This window comes from Acidovorax sp. GW835-FHT14G06 (assembly GCF_058793595.1).
Genome location: NZ_JBXAGA010000008.1, coordinates 237938 through 257133, shown reverse-complemented (window position 1 = coordinate 257133; position 19196 = coordinate 237938). Strand labels below are relative to the sequence as shown.

The following is a 19196-nucleotide window of genomic DNA, read 5'->3' as shown; positions in this document are numbered from 1 at the left end:
ATGAGCGCACTGCCTACCTCCTCCACATCGCCGTCCGATGCCAGCCAAAACCGCCCCGAGGCGCGCTTTGAGGCCCTGACCCTGGCCCGGCTCGACGCCTTGCTGGCCGTGGAGCAGCGCGCCTATTCGCACCCCTGGACCCGCGGCAACTTCACGGACGCCATGGCGTCTGGCTACGAGGCCCAGCTGCTGATGGCCGATGAGCACCTGCTGGGATACTTTGTGGCCATGATGGGAGTGGATGAGGTGCACCTGCTCAACATCACCGTCACCCCCGAGTACCAACGCCAGGGCTGGGCCCGCGTGCTGCTGGACGCCCTGGCCCTGTGGTCACGGGGGCGCGGTGCACAATGGCTGTGGCTGGAGGTGCGGGCAAGCAACCTGCGCGCCCAGCAGATCTACCAGACCCACGGGTTCCGCCGCGTGGGCGACCGCAAGCGTTACTACCCCGCAGCACACGGACAGCGCGAAGATGCCGTGGTCATGAGCCTGGCGCTCTGACCCCGCACCGCACCCCGTACCTGCTGAACCACCGATGGCCTGTTTTCTTTCCGTATGAGCCTCCACCTCGATGCGCGCCAGCGCGCCATGCTGCAAGAAATGGGCGTCACCGTGTGGGGCCCATCCCCCGCCCAGGAGGCCATCGCCCAGCCCCCGGCAACCGCCTCTGCGGCTCCTGCGGCCGTGGCAGCACCTGCCATGGCGTCGCCGCGCGCACAACCACAGACACCGTCCCCTGCGCTCGCCGAGCGCCCCCAAGCGCCGCCGGCCCACACCACCAACCGCAGCGCACCGCCGGCTCCGACTCCTGCACCTGCCACCACAGGCGCGGCCACGCCCGCCCTGCGGCTGCACCCACCCCAGACGCTCTACCCCACCGCCGACCCGGCGCAAACGCCCGCCGGGTTGGGCAGGGGCTGGCTCATCGTGGCCGAGAGCTTGACCCCCGCCGAGCCCCTGGGTGGCGATGCGGGCCGCTTGCTCGACAACATGCTGCGGGCCATGCAACTGCACCGCCACCCGCGCGTGTTCCTGGCCGCCCTGGAGCGGTCTGCGCCTGGCACCGAAGCCAGCACGGACATCCCAGCCGCCCTGGCCGACACCGTAGCCCACTTGCAGCCCGCCATGGTGCTGGTGCTGGGCCACGTGGCGGCGCGCGCGGCGCTGGGGCGCACCGAGCCCCTGGGCCGCCTGCGCGCGGGGCCACATGTACTGGCCGGATGCCCGGCCGTGGTGACCTACGACCCCGCCTTTTTGCTGCGCTCGCAGGACAACAAGGCCGCCGCCTGGGCGGACCTGTGCCGGGCGCTGGCCATGGTGCGCAGTGCCGAGGCCGGGGGTGACGCCCGCTGAAAGCGGCTCTGCCCCCATGCCACGCCACACCGGGCGCCCGCGAGGTCATCGCCCGGTGCCATAATCCGCCGCTTGCCTATTTTTACGGAGACAGCTCCTTGGAAACCTACCCGAGTTGGTAGCTTTCAGCTCCCGGCGCATTTGACTGCTGTGGGGTTGAAAGCACCCCTACCCCCACACCGCAGACGCCAAAAAAACAAGGGAGTGAGCCCATGCTCAACATCTTTACGCTCGCCAATGGCCGGCTGTTCCAGGAAGAAATCGAGTCCCTGGAAGAGCTGACCAAGTTCCAGCCGATCTGGGTGGACCTGGAAGCCCCCACGCTCGAAGAGAAGCGCTGGATCAAGCAGCACTACGGTCTGTCCATTCCCGAGGATGCGATGGACGAGGACATCGAGGAATCCGCCCGCTTCTACGAGGAAGACAACGGCGAGCTGCACATCCGCAGCGACTTCTTGATCGATGACGACGAAGACCCCCGTTCGGTGCGTGTGGCCTTCATCCTGAACCAGCACAACACCAACCTGAAAAGCCGGGGCGTGCTGTTCTCCATCCACGATGAAGACGTGCCCGTGTTCCGCCTGCTGCGCATGCGCGCGCGCCGCGCGCCCGGCCTTATCGAAGATGCCAAGGAAGTGCTGCTCAAGCTGTTCGACGCCGACGCCGAGTATTCGGCCGACACGCTGGAGAACATCTACGACGAGCTGGAGGCCGTGAGCAAACAGGTGCTGGCCGGCGACGTGACCGACACCCGCGCCGGCGAGGTGCTGGCCGCCATCGCGCGCCAGGAAGACTTGAACGGGCGCATCCGCCGCAACGTGATGGACACGCGCCGCGCCGTGAGCTTCATGATGCGCTCCAAGATGCTCAACTCCGAGCAGTTCGAGGAAGCCCGCCAGATCCTGCGAGACATCGAATCGCTGGACAACCACACGGCCTTTTTGTTCGACAAGATCAACTTCTTGATGGACGCCACGGTCGGCTTCATCAACATCAACCAGAACAAGATCATCAAGATCTTCTCGGTGGCCAGCGTGGCTTTGCTGCCGCCCACGCTGATCGCGAGCGTGTACGGCATGAATTTCAAGTTCATGCCGGAGCTGGATTGGTCGCTGGGCTACCCGTATGCGCTGGGCCTGATGCTGGCCAGTGCGCTGGGGCCGATGTGGTACTTCCGCAAGCGAGGCTGGTTGAAGTAGCCCCTGTGGCGTTGCACGCCTTCCCCCCGAGGGGGACACCTCCAGCGGCCCGGCAAAGCCGGCTCCGCGGTGGCGCTGGTAGATGCACAGCGCCGGTTTCAGAGCATTGCGGCAAATGGCCTGTGGTCGGGTCCTTACATAGGAGCCAAATCTACCACTAGCGCCCGTTCAATATGCCTCGAAAGCTATCAATTTCATAGCTTTTGCAAAAACGACAGCACCATGTGCTCGGCATAACGGCTGGCCACGGTCTGCACGAACTGGGAGAAGTCGCCGTGGGCTTCGTCGTCGGCCCGGTCGGAGATGGTGCGTACGGCGGCAAAGGGCAGACCGTAGTCGTGGCAGACCTGAGCGACGGCGGCGCCTTCCATTTCTACGGCCAGCACGTCATGCCCGGCGTCGCGCAGGGCAGTGCGCAGGCGCTCAGATTCGTGCGCGGTGGAGACAAAACGGTCGCCGCTCGCCACCAGGCCCCGGTGTGCGCGGTGAGCATCCCCGTGGATGGTTTTCAAGCCCCAGAGGCCGCTTGCGCTAGTGACGCATAGGTTGGCAGCTTCAAAAAGCATAGCAGTCAGCGCGGTATCGCACGCCAGGCGGCTGCAGGCGTAGCCTGGCAGCTCCCAGCGCGGAAACAGCGGCGAGGCATCCATGTCGTGCTGCACATAGTCTTGCGCCACCACCACATCGCCCCGGTGGACCCCATCGCCCACGCCCCCGGCCACACCTGTGAAGACGATGCGTGCCACTCCGAAATGTTCGATCAAGGCCGTGGCTGTGGTGGCAGCCGCCACCTTCCCGATGCCCGACAACGCCAGCACCACCGGGCGGTCATGCAGTTCCCCGCACCAGAACGCGCGGCCTGCATGCATCACCCGGTGGGGGTGCGCCAGGTGTTGCAGCAGCGAGCTTTGCTCTTCGGGCAACGCACTCAGGATGGCAGTGCTCATGCAAAGGTCCTCTTGGTCATGTCATCGGGTCACAAAATACGCGCGCCAGCATCGCGGCGCGGTCGCAAAAAAGGCGGCCGAGGCCGCCTGGGGATTGTGGCGCGCCAGTGGCTGCGTTACTTCTTGTCGCGCAGTTCGCGGCGCAAGATTTTGCCCACGGGCGTCTTGGGCAGCTCGGTGCGGAACTCGATCACCTTGGGCTGCTTGTAGCCCGTGAGTTCATGGCGGCAGAACTCCTTGACCTGCGCTTCGGTGAGCGCCGGGTCCTTCTTCACGATCACGAGCTTCACGGCTTCACCGGTCTTTTCGTCGGGCACCCCCACCACGGCACATTCGAGCACGCCAGGGCAGTTGGCCACCACCTCTTCGACCTCGTTGGGGTACACATTGAAGCCGCTGACCAGCACCATGTCCTTCTTGCGGTCTACGATCTTGAAGAAGCCGCGCGCATCCATCACGCCGATGTCGCCGGACTTGAAGTAGCCGTCCTCGGTCATGACCTTGGCGGTTTCATCGGGGCGCTGCCAGTAACCGGCCATCACCTGCGGGCCCTTGATGGCGATTTCGCCCGGCTCGCCCAGCGTGGTGACCTCGCGGCCCTCGTCGTCCAGCAGCTTCATGGAGGTGCTGGGCAGCGGCACGCCGATGGTGCCGGTGTATTCGGTGCTGGTGGTGGGGTTGCAGCTGGCCGAGGGGCTGGTCTCCGACAGGCCATAACCTTCGCAGATGGGGCAGCCTGTCTTTTCGAGCCAGAGCTTGGCCACGGCGCCCTGCACCGCCATGCCGCCGCCCACCGAGACCTTGAGGTTCTTCCAGTTGACGGTGTTGAAGTCCGGGTGGTTGGCCAGGCCGTTGAACAGCGTGTTGACGGCTGGGAAGCTGTGGAAGGTGTGCTTGGACAGCTCCTTGAGCACCGCAGGCAGGTCGCGCGGGTTGGGGATCAGGATGGTCTTGCCGCCCGTGCGCATGCTCAGCATCATGTTCACGGTGAACGCGAAGATGTGGTACAGCGGCAGCGCGCAGATGCTGGTGGGCTGCTCGCCCGCCGGCACCTTCTTCATCACGGGCTCGTTCCAGGCCTCGGACTGCAGCACGTTGGCGATCACGTTGCGGTGCAGCAGCACGGCGCCCTTGCTCACCCCCGTGGTGCCGCCGGTGTACTGCAGCAGCGCGATGTCGTCAGGCTTGATGTCGGGTTTCTTGAGCGTGCCCCGCGTGCCCTGGGCCACCGCGTCGTTGAAGCGCACCGCCCCTGGCAGGTTGTAGGCGGGCACCATCTTCTTGACGTTGCGCACCACGTAGTTGACCAGCGCCCCCTTGAGCAGACCCAGCTGATCGCCCATGGCACACAGCACCACGTGCTTGACGGGCGTGTGCGCAATGCACTGCTCCAGCGTGGTCGCGAAGTTCTCGATGATGACGATGGCCTTGGCGCCCGAGTCCTTGAGCTGGTGCTCCAGCTCCCGCGGGGTGTACAGCGGGTTCACGTTGACCACCACAAACCCCGCGCGCAGCACGGCAGCCACGGTCACGGGGTACTGCGGCACATTGGGCATCATGATGGCCACGCGGTCGCCCTTGACCAGGCCCAGGCTCTGCAGGTAGGCAGCAAACGCGCTGGAGAGCGAATCGGTCTGGGCGTACGTCACGTCCTTGCCCATGAAGCTGTAGGCCACGCGGTTGGCGTACTTCTTGAACGCTTCGTCCATCAGCGCCACAAGGGAGCTGTACTGCGTGGTGTTGATGTCTGCGGGAACACCTTGTGGGTAGGCGGCCAGCCACGGGCGGTCGGTCATTGGGATTGTCTCCTGTTAGGTTTTATGGGGGTCCTGAAAGTACGCCGATGTTTTTCAGCACGGTCGTGCTTTTATTGTGGAGGAATTATGCCCGTCAGCTCTTGAGCGCGGTCAGTACCTCGTCCAGCATTTTCTTGGCATCGCCAAACAGCATGCGGTTGTTGTCCTTGTAGAACAAGGGGTTGTCCACCCCGGCGTAGCCCGAGGCCATCGAGCGCTTCATCACGATGGAAGTCTTGGCCTTCCACACCTCCAGCACCGGCATGCCGGCGATGGGGCTGGACGGATCGTCGAGCGCGCTGGGGTTCACGATGTCGTTGGCGCCAATGACCATGGCCACATCAGCATCGGGGAAGTCCTCGTTGATCTCGTCCATCTCCATCACGATGTCGTAAGGCACTTTGGCCTCGGCCAGCAGCACGTTCATGTGGCCGGGCATGCGGCCTGCCACGGGGTGGATGGCAAAGCGCACATCCACGCCTTTTTCGCGCAGGGTCTTGGTGATCTCGTACACGGTGTGCTGGGCCTGGGCCACGGCCATGCCATAGCCGGGCACGATGATCACGCTCTTGGCGTCGCGCAGCAGCTCGGCCGTTTCGGCCGAGCTGACGGGTACGGCCTCGCCCTGCGGCTCTGCAGCTTCGCCCTTTTTGGCGGGCGCGCCAGCACCCGAGCCGAAGCCGCCCGCGATCACGCTGATGAAATTGCGGTTCATCGCATTGCACATGATGTAGCTCAGGATCGCGCCCGAGGAGCCCACGAGCGCGCCGGTCACGATCAGCAGGTCGTTGGACAGCATGAAACCCGTGGCCGCCGCCGCCCAGCCCGAATAGCTGTTGAGCATGGACACCACCACCGGCATGTCGGCGCCACCGATGGCCATGACCATGTGGATGCCGAACAGCAGCGCAATCACTGTCATCACGACCAGCGGCACCAAGCCTTGCTCAACGGTCTCGGCGCGCAGAAACTCGCGGCCGAACCAGATCACGATCAGCAACGCGGCCAGGTTGAGCCAGTGGCGACCAGGCAGCAGCAGCGGCTTGCCGCCGATCTTGCCGTTGAGTTTGCCGAAGGCGATCAGCGAGCCGCTGAACGTGACGGCACCAATCAGGATGCCGACATAAATCTCCACCTCGTGGATGATCTTTTCAGCGCCCTGCAGCTGGATCGAGGTATCGACATAGCTGGCAAACCCCACCAGGCAAGCAGCCAGGCCCACCAGGCTGTGCATGAGTGCGACCAGCTCCGGCATCTGGGTCATCTTGACGACCTTGGCCGCATACAGGCCAATGCCGCCGCCAATGACCAGTGCACCGACGATCCAGGCCACGCCTGCAGGGCTGACGCGCGGGCCGAACACCGTGGCCAGCACGGCCAGCGCCATGCCGACCATGCCAAAGAGGTTGCCCCGGCGCGAAGTTTCGGGGTTGGAGAGCCCGCCCAGACTCAGGATGAACAAAATGGCCGCGCCCAGGTAGGCCACGGTAGCGAGACTTTGGGACATGTTCTGTGCTCCTTGTGTTCTTGTCGTTATGGAGTTATTTGCGGAACATGGCCAGCATGCGGCGCGTGACCGCAAAGCCACCGAACATGTTGATGGCCGTGAGCACCAGCGCCGCAAAGGCCAGCCAGAGGATGAGCCCGTCCGGTCGTCCGTTCACACCGGCATCGGGCGGCGCAATCTGCACCAGCGCACCGATGGCGATGATGCTGGAGATCGCGTTGGTCACGCTCATCAGCGGCGTGTGCAGCGCAGGGGTGACGTTCCAAACCACCATGTAGCCGATGAAACAGGCCAGCACGAACACGGTGAAGTGCCCCAGGAAGGCCAACGGCGCATAGGCACCGATGGCCCAGAACAGCACGGCCAGCACGGCAAAAACAATGGTCAGCGTCTTGGCGGACATGGGTGCACCGGGGCCATGGCTGGATTTCTTGGCAGCCACGGGTGCCGCTGCTGCCTTGGGAGCGGGTGGTGGTGCCTGCTTGAGTGGCGGTGCGGGCCAGGTAATGGCACCCTCCTTGACCACGGTGAGCCCCCGGATCGCGTCGTCCTCCATATTGACCACGGCTACGCCATCCTTGGCCTTGCACAGCTCTTCTGTCAGGCGCAGCAGGTTGGTGGAATACAACGTGGACGACTGCTTGGCCAGGCGCGAGGCCAGGTCGGTGTAGCCGACGATGGTCACACCATGGCGTACCACGGCCTCGCCGGGCACGGTCAGTTCGCAGTTACCGCCCTGCTCGGCGGCCATGTCCACGATCACGCTGCCGGGCTTCATGCTCTGCACCATCTCGGCGGTGATGAGCTTGGGCGCGGGCTTGCCTGGGATCAGCGCGGTGGTGATGATGATGTCGGCGTCTTTCGCCTGCTCCGCGTACATCTTGCGCTGCGCAGCCTGAAAGCCCTCGCTCATGACCTTGGCATAGCCGCCGCCGCCCGAGCCTTCTTCCTCGTAGTCCACCTTGACGAACTCACCGCCCAGCGACTTGACCTGGTCGGCCACCTCGGCGCGCGTGTCGTTGGCGCGCACGATGGCGCCTAGGTTGGCCGCGGTGCCGATGGCCGCAAGCCCCGCCACGCCAGCGCCTGCAATGAACACCTTGGCCGGCGGCACTTTGCCTGCGGCCGTGATCTGGCCGTTGAAGAAGCGGCCGAAGGCGTTGGCCGCCTCGATGACGGCGCGGTAGCCGCTGACGCCTGCGGTGGAAGTGAGCGCATCCATCTTCTGGGCGCGAGAGAGCGTGCGCGGCAGGCAGTCGATGGCCAGCACCGTCGCCTTGCGGGCCGCCAGCTGCTGCATCAGTTCGGGGTTCTGGGCGGGCCAGATGAAGTCGATGAGGGTCGTGCCCTCGCGCATCAGCGCCACTTCATCGCTGCTGGGCGGGCGGACCTTGAAGACGATGTCGGATGCGGCCCACAGCCCGGCAGCGTCGCCCACGATCTGGGCCCCGGCGGCGCGGTAGGCGTCATCACTGAAATTGGCGGCATCCCCAGCCCCAGACTCCACCGTGACAGTGAAGCCCAGCTTGATCAGCTTCTCCACCACATCGGGCACGGTGGCCACGCGCTTTTCGCCGGGAAAGATTTCCCTTGGCACGCCGATACGCTGCGGCTGCGGGACGGGGCTTGTCTGCATCAGAGGTCTCCTCAAGTTTCGTAATCGTTATGCAAGGCCGCCAGGCAGGGGAGGACTGGCGAGCTAGGGCCTGGAAGTGGGCGCGGGGAAGGGAAAGGGCGGAATGGCCAGGTGGCCGTCCACCATGCCGGAGCTGAGGCGCACGGCCTGAGCCAGGTCATAGGCCCATTGCTGGGCAGGCCGGCCGGCCACCAGGAATTCTTCGTTGTTGCGCGGCCGGGAACTCAGCAGCCGCTGATCGACCAGGGCATCCACCACCACCCAGACACCCGCTTCAGTGACGTAGCGGTAGCCCACATACGAATAGGGGGAGTTCAACGCGATCTGGTGGCTGGCCATCCATTGAACGAGATCGGGCCGGTTCTTTTCGAGCCACTTGGGGCTGCTCGCCCAAAGCTTGAAGCGCAGGCAATCGGCCCGCACAGGGCTGCCATCGGCGGCATCCTTCACCATGACGTCCTGTTGCGCCGGGCAGTACCCCACCCCTTGCGGAGACCCACGCAGGTCGCCAGTACGGTTGGTCTGCACGCGCAGCGCACCCAACCATTCGCCTTGCGCACCACGCAGCCCCACGTCACGTGTTTGAAGTGAGGTGCGGCCTCCAGAACCAGCAATGGCTTCATCGGAAGTACCCAGGTCCTGCCATGCCCCCGGCGGCAAGACCAGACGGGCACGACCCACGGGATATTCGGACTTGGGAGGAACGGTCAGGGGCGCGCACGCCACCGTGAACATCGTCACAGCCAACACAGACAAGAGAGGCAACAGCCGCCGAAACTTTGAAATGGTCAGAGTCATAGAGAAAGGTTCATACGAATTCGCCTTCAATCATCCCACGGCACCCGAGTCCGTCCCTCGACGGCTCTTGCCATGCAACAACCAGCTCGGTGTAGCTGGTGAGAAATGTGTTGAAAGCGCCCTGGTATCAGACACTTCTTGCGGCGCTGCCGGTGGGCAAGCTGACCGCGAGCTTACATGAAGAAATTCTTATCGCTGTCGCCTTTGTCTTCTGTAGAGGGAACTCCCCAGTCAACGCGGCGACTGGGCAAAAAAAAGCCTGGCAGCACAATGCAGCCAGGCTGGGCAGTGGCCCCGAAGAGCCTTGTGCCGTTGATCAGTTCACCACTTGGGCCAACGCACCCGAAGCGTACTGCGCAGCCACGGCCTGCAGGCTCAGGCCCTTGATCTTGCTGCCCTGGCCTTCGCAGCCGAACTCCAGGTAACGTTGCTTGCAGACCTGCTTGGCCGCTTCGCGAGCGGGCTTGAGCCATTCGCGGGCGTCGAACTTGTCGGGGTTTTCGAACAGGAACTTGCGCACCGCGCCAGTCATCGCCAAGCGAATGTCGGTGTCGATGTTGATCTTGCGCACGCCGTGCTTGATGGCTTCCTGGATTTCCTCGACCGGCACGCCGTAGGTTTCCTTCATCTTGCCGCCGTACTGGTTGATGATGGCCAGCAACTCGGCAGGCACCGACGAGGAGCCATGCATCACCAGGTGGGTGTTGGGGATGCGCTGGTGGATTTCCTTCACACGGCTGATGGCCAGGATGTCGCCCGTGGGCTTGCGGCTGAACTTGTAGGCGCCGTGGCTGGTGCCGATGGCAATGGCCAGTGCGTCCAGCTGCGTGGCCTTCACGAACACCGCGGCCTCTTCGGGGTCGGTCAGCATCTGGCTGTGATCGAGCTTGCCGACCGCACCAATGCCGTCTTCTTCGCCCGCGTCCCCGGTTTCGAGGTTGCCCAGGCAGCCCAGTTCGCCTTCGACCGTCACGCCCACCTTGTGCGCCATGTCCACCACCTTGCGCGTCACTTCAACGTTGTAGTCAAACGACGAAGGCGTCTTGCCGTCCTCCATCAGCGAGCCGTCCATCATCACCGAGCCAAAGCCCAGGTCGATCGCACCCTGGCAAATCTTGGGCGAGGTGCCGTGGTCCTGGTGCATCACCAGCGGGATGTGAGGGAAGGCCTCGACCGCTGCCTGGATCAGGTGCTTGATGAAGGGCTCGCCCGCGTACTTGCGTGCGCCAGCGCTGGCCTGCAGGATGACGGGAGCGCCCACTTCGTCCGCAGCAGCCATTACGGCCTGCACCTGCTCCAGGTTGTTGACGTTGAAGGCAGGGATGCCATAGCTGTTGGCAGCGGCATGGTCGAGCAGTTCGCGCATCGAAACGAGGGGCATGGTCGTGGGGTCCGTGGTGGGTTGATGAAGGAGGGGGCGAGGCGCTGTAGCACCGGGCAACGCGGTGGTAACCGCTTCGTAACTCGCAATTTTAACCGGGGGACAACACGGAGGGCGATGGCAAATCCAACCGGTAGCAGGTGGTAAAGGGCGCTAGCGCAGGTGCGGCACCAAAGTGCCCCCCATGGATGTCCGCCACGCGGCGCAGGATTTCATGACCCAGGTGCAGGCTGTCCACCGGTGAGGCCGCAGTACGGCCCACCGCACTGCCCACCTGCTGGCGTGCCCCATCGTCACACACCTGCAGCCACGCGCCACCGGTGTCGGTGGAGCCCAGTTGGACCGCGATCTGGGTGCCTTCGGGCGTGTGCTTGAGCGCGTTTTCCACCAGATTGCGCACTGCAATGTCCAGCAACACCGCATGGCCGGGCACGGTGAGAGCAGGCGGGGCTGACAGGGCCAGGTCATCGCCGCGTTTCCACGCCGCCTGGGCATAGTCGGCGCACACCGACCGCGCCAGTGCGCTCAGGTCCACGGGCGCCTTGGCTTCGTGCAGCTCAGCCCGGCTGGCGCGGGCCAGGGCCAGCAGCTGGTTGAGAACGTGACCCGCGCGCAGAGCATCCTGGCCGATGCGCGCCAGCGCCTGGGCACGGGCTTCTTCCGTCAGTTCCCCCGCCAGGGCGCTGGCCTGCAGTGCGATGGAGGACAGCGGCGTGCGCAGCTCGTGGGCCACCTCATTGGCCAGGCGGCGCTCTCGCACCATGGCGACCTGCTGGCGGTCCAGCAACGTATTGATCGACGCCACCACCGACTCGAACTCGCTCCAGGCATGGCGCGAGGCCAGGCGCTGGGCGCTGGCCGGGTCCAGCGCCGCCACATCGGCCGACAGTGCATAAAGGGGCCGCAAGCCGCGCCACAGCGCCAGCCCCAAGGCCAGGGACACCACAGGCAGCAACCACAAGCCGGGTTCGATGAGCTGCCCGGCAATGTCATCCGCCAGCTCGTCCCGCTCGCGCAGCTCCAGCATCACCATGATCTTGCGGGTGCGCCCGGCATCCCATTGCGAAAAGCTGCGCCAGGCCACCTTGTCGGGCCCCAGTGTCAGGTCGGCAAACCCCTCGGCATCGCTGAAAGGCGGCTCGGACACCGAGCCCGTGAGCGAGAGCACCCGCCCCTGCGCATCCCACTGCACCACGCTGATGGTCTGCTGATAGTCGTGCGTCTTGAGCCAGGGTGTGGGGGTGCGCTCGGTCCGCTGTGGGCCTTCCATCGCCTCGGTGGCCCGCAGGTTGAGCAGCAGCGCGGCCACGCTGGCCAGGTGCCCGTCAGTCAGCTCATCGGCCTCATGCACACCGGTCCGGTAGCCAATGAAGACGAAGCTGCCCCAGACGATGGCCAGCGCGCCCAACGACCACAGCAGCAGCTGCCGGGTCAACGATGGGCGGCGCCCGGGCGCCGGGCGACGAGATGCGGGCGCGTTCACGCGGGCTTCTCCTGCGGCATGAAGTAACCCACCCCGCGCATGGTCTGGATACAGGCGCTGCCCAGCTTGCGGCGCAGGTGGTGGATGTGGACCTCGACCGCGTTGCTCTCCACCGCGGCATCCCAGCTGTACAGGCGTTCCTCAATCTGCTGGCGCGACAGCACCCGGCCCCGCGCCTCCAGCAGCACCAGCAGCACGGAAAACTCGCGCGGAGACATCTCCACGGGGTTGCCTTGCTGGCGCACCGTGCGGGTCGCGGGGTCCAGCTCGATATCACCCAGACGGATGGTGGGCGACGCCCGTCCTGCTGCACGCCGAAGCAGCGCCCGCAAGCGCGCGTCCAGCTCGTCCACATCAAACGGCTTGGTCAAGTAGTCGTCGGCGCCTTGATCCAGCCCCGCGATGCGCTGGTGCACCTGGTCACGCGCCGTGACGATCAGCACCGGTGTAGAGGGGTCCGGCAAGGCGGACGACGCGGCCCCGGTGGCGGGCGGGCTCAGGCGGAGGCGCCGCAGCAGTTCGCTGCCATCACCGTCCACCAGCCCCAGGTCCAGCAGCACGGCATCGAAACGCTCGGCGCGCAGGGCACTCCAGGCGCTGGCGACGCCGTCACTGACATCCACTGCATAGCCGCGTTGCTGCAGATTGCTGCGCAGGCCACTGGCTATGCCCGCATCGTCTTCGACCACGAGTATTCGCATGCGGGCATTGTCGCAGCCCATCGGACAGGGGCGGGACAAGGGCAGCATCGGCTTTAAGACGGCGTTAAGTACGACCGCCTATCTTGCAGCCCATGCAGCCTTCGCCCGTCACGCCGTCCACCGCACCCATTGCGTCCCGAACCCCCTCCCACCGCCACACACTGCTTGTCTGGACTCTGGGAGCACTGGCCTGTGTGGTGGCCTGGGATGCCGCGGGGCAAGACCTGGCGTTTGCCCAGGTGTTTGGGTCGTCCAACGGATTTCCGATGCGGGACCAGTGGTTTTTTGTGCAGGTGCTGCACGAAGGAGCCCGCCGCCTGGGATGGTTGCTGGTGTTGCTGCTGGCCCTGAGCGTGTGGTGGCCACGCGGCTTTCTGCGTAAGCTGGACGCCAGCGAGCGCCTGCAGATGGCCGTGAGTGCCCTGCTCTCGCTGGCCGTGGTCAGCATCACCAAAAACCTCAGCGCCACCAGTTGCCCCTGGGACCTTGCGCAGTTTGGCGGCGTGGCACGCCACGTGTCGCACTGGGCGCTGGGCGTGCTCGATGGCGGCAGCGGTCGCTGCTTCCCGGCGGGCCATGCGTCAGCCGGGTTCGCATTTCTGGGGGGCTACTTTGCGCTGCGTCACAAGGCACCCGCCGCAGCCCGCTGGTGGCTGGCTGGCTCATTGCTGGCGGGGTTTGTGCTGGGCGCAGCGCAGCAGGTGCGTGGCGCCCATTTCATGAGCCACACGCTGTGGACAGGCTGGCTGTGCTGGACGACCGGCTGGCTCTGCGACCTGGCGGCCACAGCACTGCGCCCGCGCTTTCCACATTTCGCCAGCACCACCACGCCACCGGACAGCTCCCATGCTTGAACTCGACCTGGCCTTGTTTCAGGCCCTCAATGCCGACGCCGCCACCTTGCCCGCAGTGGTGACGGTGGCCCGGTGGGTGTCGCAGCAACTGCCCACCGCCATGGGCGGCCTGCTGCTCGGCAGCTTTGTGCTGGGCAATGCGGCGCAGCGGCGCGCACTGGCACTGGCGCTCGCGTCCATGGCCCTGGCGTGGGTGGGGGTGCAACTTTTGCGGCTGGCCGTCCCGGCGCCACGCCCGGCGCAACTGGGCCTTGGCGTGCAGTGGATTGAACACGCCGCGCGGGCAGGCTTTCCCAGCATGCATGTGGCAGGAGCCGCCGCGCTGGCGGCCAGCCTCGCCCTGCGGCCGGTCACGGGGCTGACCTGGCTGGCCATCGCAGTGACAGCGGCCATGGTGTGGAGCCGCGTGTGCCTGGGCGTGCACTTTCCGTCCGACGTACTGGCAGGCCTGCTCACCGGTGGACTGGCGGCAGCAGCCATGCATGCACTGGCTGCGCGGGCAACGCGCTGGCAAGCCCTGCTGCACAAATCGCCGCAAGGCAACGCACCGTGACCTGCGGCTGTCCTCAGCTGGCTACGCAGATCTTCAGCATGTTCGTGCCACCTGGCGCGCCCATCGGCTCGCCGCAGGTGATGGCATACACGTCGCCCTTTTGCACGATGTTGCGGCTCTTGAGGTGGCGCTCGGCCTGGTCCAGCGCGGTGTCACGGTCGGCGCTGGTGTCCATGAGCAGGGGACGCACATTGCGGTACATGGCCATCTTGCGCTGGGTAGCCACCTTGGGCGTGAGGGCGTAGATGGGGATACGGATGCTGTGGCGGCTCATCCACAGCGCCGTGGCGCCGCTGTCGGTCATGGCCACGATGGCCTTGGCGCCCAGGTGGTGCGCCGTGAACAACGCCCCCATGGCAATGGACTGGTCGATGCGACCAAAGGTCTGGCCGGTGAAGTCGGCATCCAGCTGGTGGTCTTCCGCCGCCTCGGCCGCGGCGCAGATGGTGGCCATTTCTTCCACGGTTTCGAGCGGGTAGCGGCCTGCGGCCGTCTCGGCACTCAGCATCACGGCATCGGTGCCGTCCAGCACGGCGTTGGCCACGTCACTCACCTCGGCACGCGTGGGTACGGGGTTGGTGATCATGCTTTCCATCATCTGCGTGGCAGTGATCACGACCTTGTCCAGCTCGCGCGCCATGCGGATCATCTTCTTTTGCAGCGCGGGAACGGCCGCATTGCCAACTTCTACCGCCAGGTCGCCGCGCGCCACCATGATGCCGTCGGAAACGCGCAAGATGGCCTCCAGGTGCGGGATGGCCTCGGCGCGCTCGATCTTGGCGATCAGGCCCGGCTTGTGGCGGTACTCGGACGCGGCCACATTGCACAGCTGGCGCGCCATTTCCATGTCGGTCGCGTTCTTGGGAAAGCTCACCGCTACATAGTCGGCCTGGAAGCTCATGGCCGTGCGGATGTCTTCCATGTCCTTGGCCGTCAAGGCCGGTGCCGTGAGGCCGCCGCCCTTCTTGTTGATGCCCTTGTTGTTCGACAGCTCGCCGCCTACCTTGACGGTGGTGAGCACCTCTTCGCCGCGCACCGCATCCACGGTGAGCACGATCAGGCCATCGTTGAGCAGCAGCAGGTCACCCGCTTTCACGTCACGCGGCAGCTCCTTGTAGTCCAGCCCCACGCCATCGATGTCGCCCAGTTCGGTGCGCGAGGCGTCCAGCACGAATTTGGCACCCGATTCCAGCTGCACTTTGCCCTCGGCAAACTTGCCCACACGGATCTTGGGGCCCTGCAGGTCGGCCATGATGGCCACTTCGCGCCCTGCGCGCTGGGCAGCGGCACGCACGGTGGCGGCACGGTCGATATGGTCCTGCGCCTTGCCGTGGCTGAAGTTCAGCCGCACCACGTTCACGCCCGCTCGGATCATGGCCTCCAGAAGTGCCGGGTCGCTCGATGCGGGGCCCAGGGTGGCAACAATCTTGGTGGCGCGACGGGTAGGCATGGACATGTCTCTTTTCTCTCGGTTGTTGGCGATGTAATCGAGTTTCAATTCTCACACGAAGCGGTTACATACGAGTTACCCCTTGCAACCGACCTGTGACGCAGCGCCGTGTCAGAGCACCGGGAATGACAACAGATGCGCCAGCACGTGCGCAAAAATCGCGGCCTCCAGGCCGTGGCGCGCATAAAGCCAGCCCGCCACCAGGCCAAAGGCGGTGTTGCCCGCCAGAACGAACAACACGACCGGCGCGGTCAACTCCCCGGCCAGCGCCTGCGCGGCAGGCAGGTGCCCCAACGCAAACAACAGGGCACTGAGCAGCACCGCCACAGCCACCACCACCATGCCCGGCTGACCCTGCCCGCGCTGCAGCACGCGCCAGCCCATCCACAGCAGCAGGGTCATCACACCCCAGCGCACCAGCAGCTCTTCGGTGATGCCACCATACAGCAGCTTGACCACCAGAGGCATGGCGCTGGCAGGGTCCGACGGTTGCAGTGCGGCGGGCGCCACCTGGGACAGCACCCACAACCACGCGGCACCCACCACACCGCCCAAGATGCCGGGCAGGGACTGGGCACGCAACGCGGGGCCGATGGGCCTACCGGACAGCAAGGACGACACAGCGGGCGCCTGCAGGCCCACACGGGGCGCCAACCACACCCCCAGCGCCACGGCCAGCGCCAACAGTGCGGCGGTCTGCAGCCCGCTGAGCAGCAGCACGGCCCACGGTGGCAGCGGCAACAGGGCATCGTTGGCCTTCAAGGTGGGAAACAGTGTCCAGACCACCGCCACCACGCCGGGCATGCCCAGCAGCCACAGCGCGCCACCCAACCGCCACTTGCCGGGTTGCGCCAGAGCGCGCGCCGCGTCTGCCTCGGCAGCGTTGTCCACGGCCATGGTTTTGCCCACGTTCAGGCTCGCATTAGCGCTTCGATCTCGTCGGCCTTCACGGGCACGCCGCGCGTGATCAGTTCACAGCCCGCGTCCGTCACGATGGCATCATCTTCAATACGGATGCCGATGTTGTGGAACTGCTCGGGCACGCCGTCGGCGGGGCGCACGTAAATGCCGGGCTCGATGGTCAGCACCATGCCGGGCCGCAGGATGCGGCTGGGGCGGTTGGTGATGGTCTCGCCCGAAAGCGGGTCCTTGCGCTCGCTCACCTGTCCCACCTCGCCCGGCTCCACATAACTGCCGCAGTCGTGCACGTCCATGCCCAGCCAGTGGCTGGTGCGGTGCATGTAGAACTGGAAGTAGGCGCGCTTTTCGACCACGTCCTGCGCAGACCCCACCTTGTTCTTGTCGAGCAGGCCGAGGTCCAGCATGCCCTGTGCCAGCACCGCCACCGTGGCATCGTGCGGGTCGTTGAAGCGCGCCCCAGCCTTGGTGGCCGTCACGGCGGCATCCTGGCTGGCCAGCACCAGGTCATACAGCACACGCTGCGGGCCCGTGAATTTTCCGTTGGCAGGGAAGGTGCGGGTGATGTCGCTGGCGTAGCTGTCCAGCTCGCAACCCGCGTCGATCAGCACCAGCTCGCCATCGCGCACCGGTGCCGCATCTGCGCGGTAGTGCAGCACGCAGGCGTTCGCGCCCGCCGCCACGATGGAGCTGTAGGCCGGGTACTGCGAGCCCGCCTCGCGAAACGCGTGCAGCAACTCGGCATCGAGGTGGTATTCGCGCACATCCGCCCCGGCGCGCAGCATGCGGGCCGAGCGCTGCATGGCGCGGATGTGGGCCCGCGCACTGATGGCGCTGGCACGGCGCATGATGTCCTGCTCGTGTGCGTCCTTGAACAGGCGCATCTCGTCGAGCAAGGTGCACAGATCGTTCTGCTCGGCGGGACAGATGGCGCCATAGCGCACACGGCCGCGCACCACGTTAAGCCAACCCTCCACCCGCGCGGCCAGGCCGCTGTGTGTGGCAAACGGGTACCAGACGCAGGCGGTGTTTTCGAGCAGGCGCGGCAGCTTGCTGTCCAGCTCAGCCATCGAATGCGCAGCGTCTACGCCCAATGCGGCAGGGGCAGCGGCCGGGCCCAGGCGGTAGCCGTCCCAGATCTCGCGCTCCAGGTCCTTGGGCTGACAGAACAGCGTACTGCGGCCATCGTGCGCCAGCACCAGGCAGGCGCCGGGCTCGGTGAAGCCGGTCAGGTAATAGAAGTAGCTGTCATGGCGGAACAGAAAGTCGCTGTCCCGGTTGCGCGGGCGCTCCAGCGCCGTAGGAATGATGGCGATACCCCGGGGGCCCAGCTGGGCAGCCAGGTGCGCGCGGCGCTGGGCGTAGACAGAGGCAGGCACGGTGGTGTTCATGGCGCGTTGGAAGAAAAGGAGTTGAGTTCGGCCAGCCGCTCTGGCGTGCCCACGTCGGTCCAGCGGCCGGTGTAAAGCTGCGCACTGACGCGGCCATTGTCCATTGCACGGCGAAGCAGCGGCGCCAGGGGGGCTTTGATGCCGCCGGGGTTTCCGGGCGGAATGTCGCACCACGGCGCTCCAAACAGCTCGGCGCGCAACAGGGCGATGGTGCTGTAGGTGTAGCGTGGCGCGGGGTCATCGGCGGGCAGGTTCAGCGCCAGCCCGTCTGCCGACAGGCCAAAGTCACCACGCGGGTTGTGGGCGGGGTTGGGCACCAGCCACAGGTGGGCCAGATGGTCGCTGGCCTCGAAGGCCGCCACCGCTGCGCTGTCGAACACGAAGTCGGGCGCAAACACATCGCCCGCCGCCAGCCAGAACACAGCCCCCAGCTGGGGCAGCGCGCGTGCGATGCCGCCGGCGGTTTCCAGCGCGCTGCCAAAGTCCACCCCTTCGTGCGAGTATGAAATTGATAGCTGCCCAAGCATGTTTTTCAAGCGCTTGGAGGCAAAAACGCTGGAAAAATGCGCGCTGATCTGCCCACCCAGCCATGCGGTGTTGATCACCGCCCGCTCTACGCCTGCGTCCCGCAGAGCCTGCAGGTGCCACTGCAACAGCGGCTGGCCTTGCACTTGCAGCAGCGGCTTGGGTGTGCTGTCGGTCAAGGGGCGCATGCGCTCGCCCCGGCCCGCTGCCAGCAGCAGGGCAGGCACCTGGTGGCGGGCGGGACTCATGCCGCCACCCCGCTCACAGTGCCTCGCTGGAGCGCTTGGCGTTCCACGGTGGTGGGGTCGAACAAGGCCAGCAGGGCTTCCATCAGCGCACGCGCCTTGGCCGAATGGTCGGCGCCGAAATTGCACACATACACATCCAGCGTGACGCCGCGCTGCTCAGGCCACGTGTGCACGCACAGGTGCGACTCGGCCAGCAACACCGTGGCAGTCACCCCGCCGGGGCCATGCCCCGTGGCAGGAAATTCGTGGAACAACTGCCCCACAGGCTGTAGCCCGGCGGTGCGCACCGCATCGGTACAGGCGCGGCCCAGGGCGGTGGCGTCCAGCAGCCATGCGGGGGCGCAACGGCAGCCATGGAGATCGGCGGTGAGATGCAGTCCTTGCATGGGCCGCACTGTAGTGCATTGTGGTGGCGCACCCGGCCCGCAGGCCACGAATTCAGGTGGGAGAAAGACA

Annotated in this window: 18 protein-coding genes; 5 read left to right on the top strand and 13 right to left on the bottom strand. The window is 65.7% G+C overall.

The annotated features are described in order from the left end of the window. The 3 genes from rimI (at position 1) to corA (ending at position 2552) form a co-directional block, all read left to right on the top strand. Positions 1-501, top strand: a complete 501-nt coding sequence (rimI, locus tag AC1Q64_RS16320; RefSeq protein ID WP_291437775.1) for a ribosomal protein S18-alanine N-acetyltransferase — start codon at positions 1-3, stop codon at positions 499-501. Positions 502-555: 54 nt separating this feature from the next. After that, complete coding sequence (locus AC1Q64_RS16315) at positions 556-1353, top strand: uracil-DNA glycosylase family protein (protein WP_492252067.1); 798 nt, start codon at positions 556-558, stop codon at positions 1351-1353. 212 nt (positions 1354-1565) lie between these two features. Beyond that, positions 1566-2552, top strand: a complete 987-nt coding sequence (gene corA, locus AC1Q64_RS16310; protein WP_015016148.1) for a magnesium/cobalt transporter CorA — start codon at positions 1566-1568, stop codon at positions 2550-2552. Between the two features lie 194 nt (positions 2553-2746). Here corA and AC1Q64_RS16305 read toward each other — a convergent pair whose 3' ends face one another. From AC1Q64_RS16305 to AC1Q64_RS16270, 8 genes are all read right to left on the bottom strand, one after another. After that, positions 2747-3499 (bottom strand): 5'-methylthioadenosine/adenosylhomocysteine nucleosidase, encoded by a 753-nt coding sequence (locus AC1Q64_RS16305; RefSeq protein WP_291440049.1) that lies wholly within the window; start codon positions 3497-3499, stop codon positions 2747-2749. A gap of 116 nt (positions 3500-3615) precedes the next feature. After that, on the bottom strand, positions 3616-5295 hold the full coding sequence (locus AC1Q64_RS16300; protein WP_291440047.1) for a long-chain-fatty-acid--CoA ligase: 1680 nt from the start codon (positions 5293-5295) through the stop codon (positions 3616-3618). Between the two features lie 94 nt (positions 5296-5389). Then, positions 5390-6802, bottom strand: coding sequence for a Re/Si-specific NAD(P)(+) transhydrogenase subunit beta (gene pntB / locus AC1Q64_RS16295; RefSeq protein WP_492252066.1), 1413 nt, complete (start codon positions 6800-6802; stop codon positions 5390-5392). Positions 6803-6836: 34 nt separating this feature from the next. Continuing rightward, complete coding sequence (locus AC1Q64_RS16290) at positions 6837-8438, bottom strand: Re/Si-specific NAD(P)(+) transhydrogenase subunit alpha (protein WP_492252065.1); 1602 nt, start codon at positions 8436-8438, stop codon at positions 6837-6839. 63 nt (positions 8439-8501) lie between these two features. Beyond that, positions 8502-9236 carry a hypothetical protein gene (locus AC1Q64_RS16285; protein ID WP_492252064.1) on the bottom strand — a complete coding sequence of 245 codons (735 nt, stop codon included), beginning with the start codon at positions 9234-9236 and terminating at the stop codon, positions 8502-8504. A 316-nt stretch (positions 9237-9552) separates the two neighbouring features. After that, on the bottom strand, positions 9553-10617 hold the full coding sequence (gene fba / locus AC1Q64_RS16280; protein WP_099731867.1) for a class II fructose-bisphosphate aldolase: 1065 nt from the start codon (positions 10615-10617) through the stop codon (positions 9553-9555). A gap of 91 nt (positions 10618-10708) precedes the next feature. Then, positions 10709-12100: a histidine kinase dimerization/phospho-acceptor domain-containing protein gene (locus tag AC1Q64_RS16275; RefSeq protein ID WP_492252063.1), complete on the bottom strand. Its 1392-nt coding sequence runs from the start codon at positions 12098-12100 to the stop codon at positions 10709-10711. Then, positions 12097-12801 carry a response regulator transcription factor gene (locus tag AC1Q64_RS16270; protein WP_099732317.1) on the bottom strand — a complete coding sequence of 235 codons (705 nt, stop codon included), beginning with the start codon at positions 12799-12801 and terminating at the stop codon, positions 12097-12099. The genes AC1Q64_RS16275 and AC1Q64_RS16270 overlap by 4 nt, the downstream gene beginning before the upstream one ends. Before the next feature lie 92 nt (positions 12802-12893). On the opposite strand from AC1Q64_RS16270, the gene AC1Q64_RS16265 reads away from it, so the two are divergent. Together AC1Q64_RS16265 and AC1Q64_RS16260 are read left to right on the top strand one after the other, a co-directional pair. Continuing rightward, positions 12894-13655 (top strand): phosphatase PAP2 family protein, encoded by a 762-nt coding sequence (locus AC1Q64_RS16265; protein WP_492252062.1) that lies wholly within the window; start codon positions 12894-12896, stop codon positions 13653-13655. After that, positions 13648-14208: a phosphatase PAP2 family protein gene (locus AC1Q64_RS16260; RefSeq protein WP_492252061.1), complete on the top strand. Its 561-nt coding sequence runs from the start codon at positions 13648-13650 to the stop codon at positions 14206-14208. The genes AC1Q64_RS16265 and AC1Q64_RS16260 overlap by 8 nt, the downstream gene beginning before the upstream one ends. A 13-nt stretch (positions 14209-14221) precedes the next feature. Here the strand turns inward: AC1Q64_RS16260 and pyk are convergent, their stop codons facing one another. From pyk to AC1Q64_RS16235, 5 genes are all read right to left on the bottom strand, one after another. Next, the gene (gene pyk, locus AC1Q64_RS16255) at positions 14222-15658 is read right to left on the bottom strand and encodes a pyruvate kinase (protein WP_492252060.1); all 1437 of its coding nucleotides are present in this window, start codon (positions 15656-15658) and stop codon (positions 14222-14224) included. Between the two features lie 111 nt (positions 15659-15769). Then, positions 15770-16555 carry a CPBP family glutamic-type intramembrane protease gene (locus AC1Q64_RS16250; RefSeq protein ID WP_492252059.1) on the bottom strand — a complete coding sequence of 262 codons (786 nt, stop codon included), beginning with the start codon at positions 16553-16555 and terminating at the stop codon, positions 15770-15772. A 14-nt stretch (positions 16556-16569) separates the two neighbouring features. Continuing rightward, positions 16570-17967, bottom strand: coding sequence for an aminopeptidase P N-terminal domain-containing protein (locus AC1Q64_RS16245; RefSeq protein ID WP_492252058.1), 1398 nt, complete (start codon positions 17965-17967; stop codon positions 16570-16572). Further along, complete coding sequence (locus AC1Q64_RS16240) at positions 17964-18740, bottom strand: nucleotidyltransferase family protein (RefSeq protein ID WP_492252057.1); 777 nt, start codon at positions 18738-18740, stop codon at positions 17964-17966. The genes AC1Q64_RS16245 and AC1Q64_RS16240 overlap by 4 nt, the downstream gene beginning before the upstream one ends. Beyond that, positions 18737-19126 carry an S-adenosylmethionine decarboxylase family protein gene (locus AC1Q64_RS16235; protein ID WP_492252056.1) on the bottom strand — a complete coding sequence of 130 codons (390 nt, stop codon included), beginning with the start codon at positions 19124-19126 and terminating at the stop codon, positions 18737-18739. Before AC1Q64_RS16235 ends, AC1Q64_RS16240 begins: the two co-directional genes overlap by 4 nt. Positions 19127-19196 lie beyond the last annotated feature (70 nt).

What these genes read in the sequence shown, in the direction of transcription:
- AC1Q64_RS16290 (WP_492252065.1), bottom strand. Translation starts at nt 8,438, where the DNA reads ATGCAGACAAGCCCCGTCCCGCAGCCGCAGCGTATCGGCGTGCCAAGG.
- AC1Q64_RS16265 (WP_492252062.1), top strand. Translation starts at nt 12,894, where the DNA reads ATGCAGCCTTCGCCCGTCACGCCGTCCACCGCACCCATTGCGTCCCGA.
- pntB (WP_492252066.1), bottom strand. Translation starts at nt 6,802, where the DNA reads ATGTCCCAAAGTCTCGCTACCGTGGCCTACCTGGGCGCGGCCATTTTG.
- pyk (WP_492252060.1), bottom strand. Translation starts at nt 15,658, where the DNA reads ATGCCTACCCGTCGCGCCACCAAGATTGTTGCCACCCTGGGCCCCGCA.
- corA (WP_015016148.1), top strand. Translation starts at nt 1,566, where the DNA reads ATGCTCAACATCTTTACGCTCGCCAATGGCCGGCTGTTCCAGGAAGAA.
- AC1Q64_RS16315 (WP_492252067.1), top strand. Translation starts at nt 556, where the DNA reads ATGAGCCTCCACCTCGATGCGCGCCAGCGCGCCATGCTGCAAGAAATG.
- AC1Q64_RS16285 (WP_492252064.1), bottom strand. Translation starts at nt 9,236, where the DNA reads ATGACTCTGACCATTTCAAAGTTTCGGCGGCTGTTGCCTCTCTTGTCT.
- rimI (WP_291437775.1), top strand. Translation starts at nt 1, where the DNA reads ATGAGCGCACTGCCTACCTCCTCCACATCGCCGTCCGATGCCAGCCAA.
- AC1Q64_RS16240 (WP_492252057.1), bottom strand. Translation starts at nt 18,740, where the DNA reads ATGAGTCCCGCCCGCCACCAGGTGCCTGCCCTGCTGCTGGCAGCGGGC.
- AC1Q64_RS16305 (WP_291440049.1), bottom strand. Translation starts at nt 3,499, where the DNA reads ATGAGCACTGCCATCCTGAGTGCGTTGCCCGAAGAGCAAAGCTCGCTG.
- AC1Q64_RS16300 (WP_291440047.1), bottom strand. Translation starts at nt 5,295, where the DNA reads ATGACCGACCGCCCGTGGCTGGCCGCCTACCCACAAGGTGTTCCCGCA.
- AC1Q64_RS16270 (WP_099732317.1), bottom strand. Translation starts at nt 12,801, where the DNA reads ATGCGAATACTCGTGGTCGAAGACGATGCGGGCATAGCCAGTGGCCTG.
- AC1Q64_RS16245 (WP_492252058.1), bottom strand. Translation starts at nt 17,967, where the DNA reads ATGAACACCACCGTGCCTGCCTCTGTCTACGCCCAGCGCCGCGCGCAC.
- AC1Q64_RS16250 (WP_492252059.1), bottom strand. Translation starts at nt 16,555, where the DNA reads ATGGCCGTGGACAACGCTGCCGAGGCAGACGCGGCGCGCGCTCTGGCG.
- fba (WP_099731867.1), bottom strand. Translation starts at nt 10,617, where the DNA reads ATGCCCCTCGTTTCGATGCGCGAACTGCTCGACCATGCCGCTGCCAAC.
- AC1Q64_RS16260 (WP_492252061.1), top strand. Translation starts at nt 13,648, where the DNA reads ATGCTTGAACTCGACCTGGCCTTGTTTCAGGCCCTCAATGCCGACGCC.
- AC1Q64_RS16235 (WP_492252056.1), bottom strand. Translation starts at nt 19,126, where the DNA reads ATGCAAGGACTGCATCTCACCGCCGATCTCCATGGCTGCCGTTGCGCC.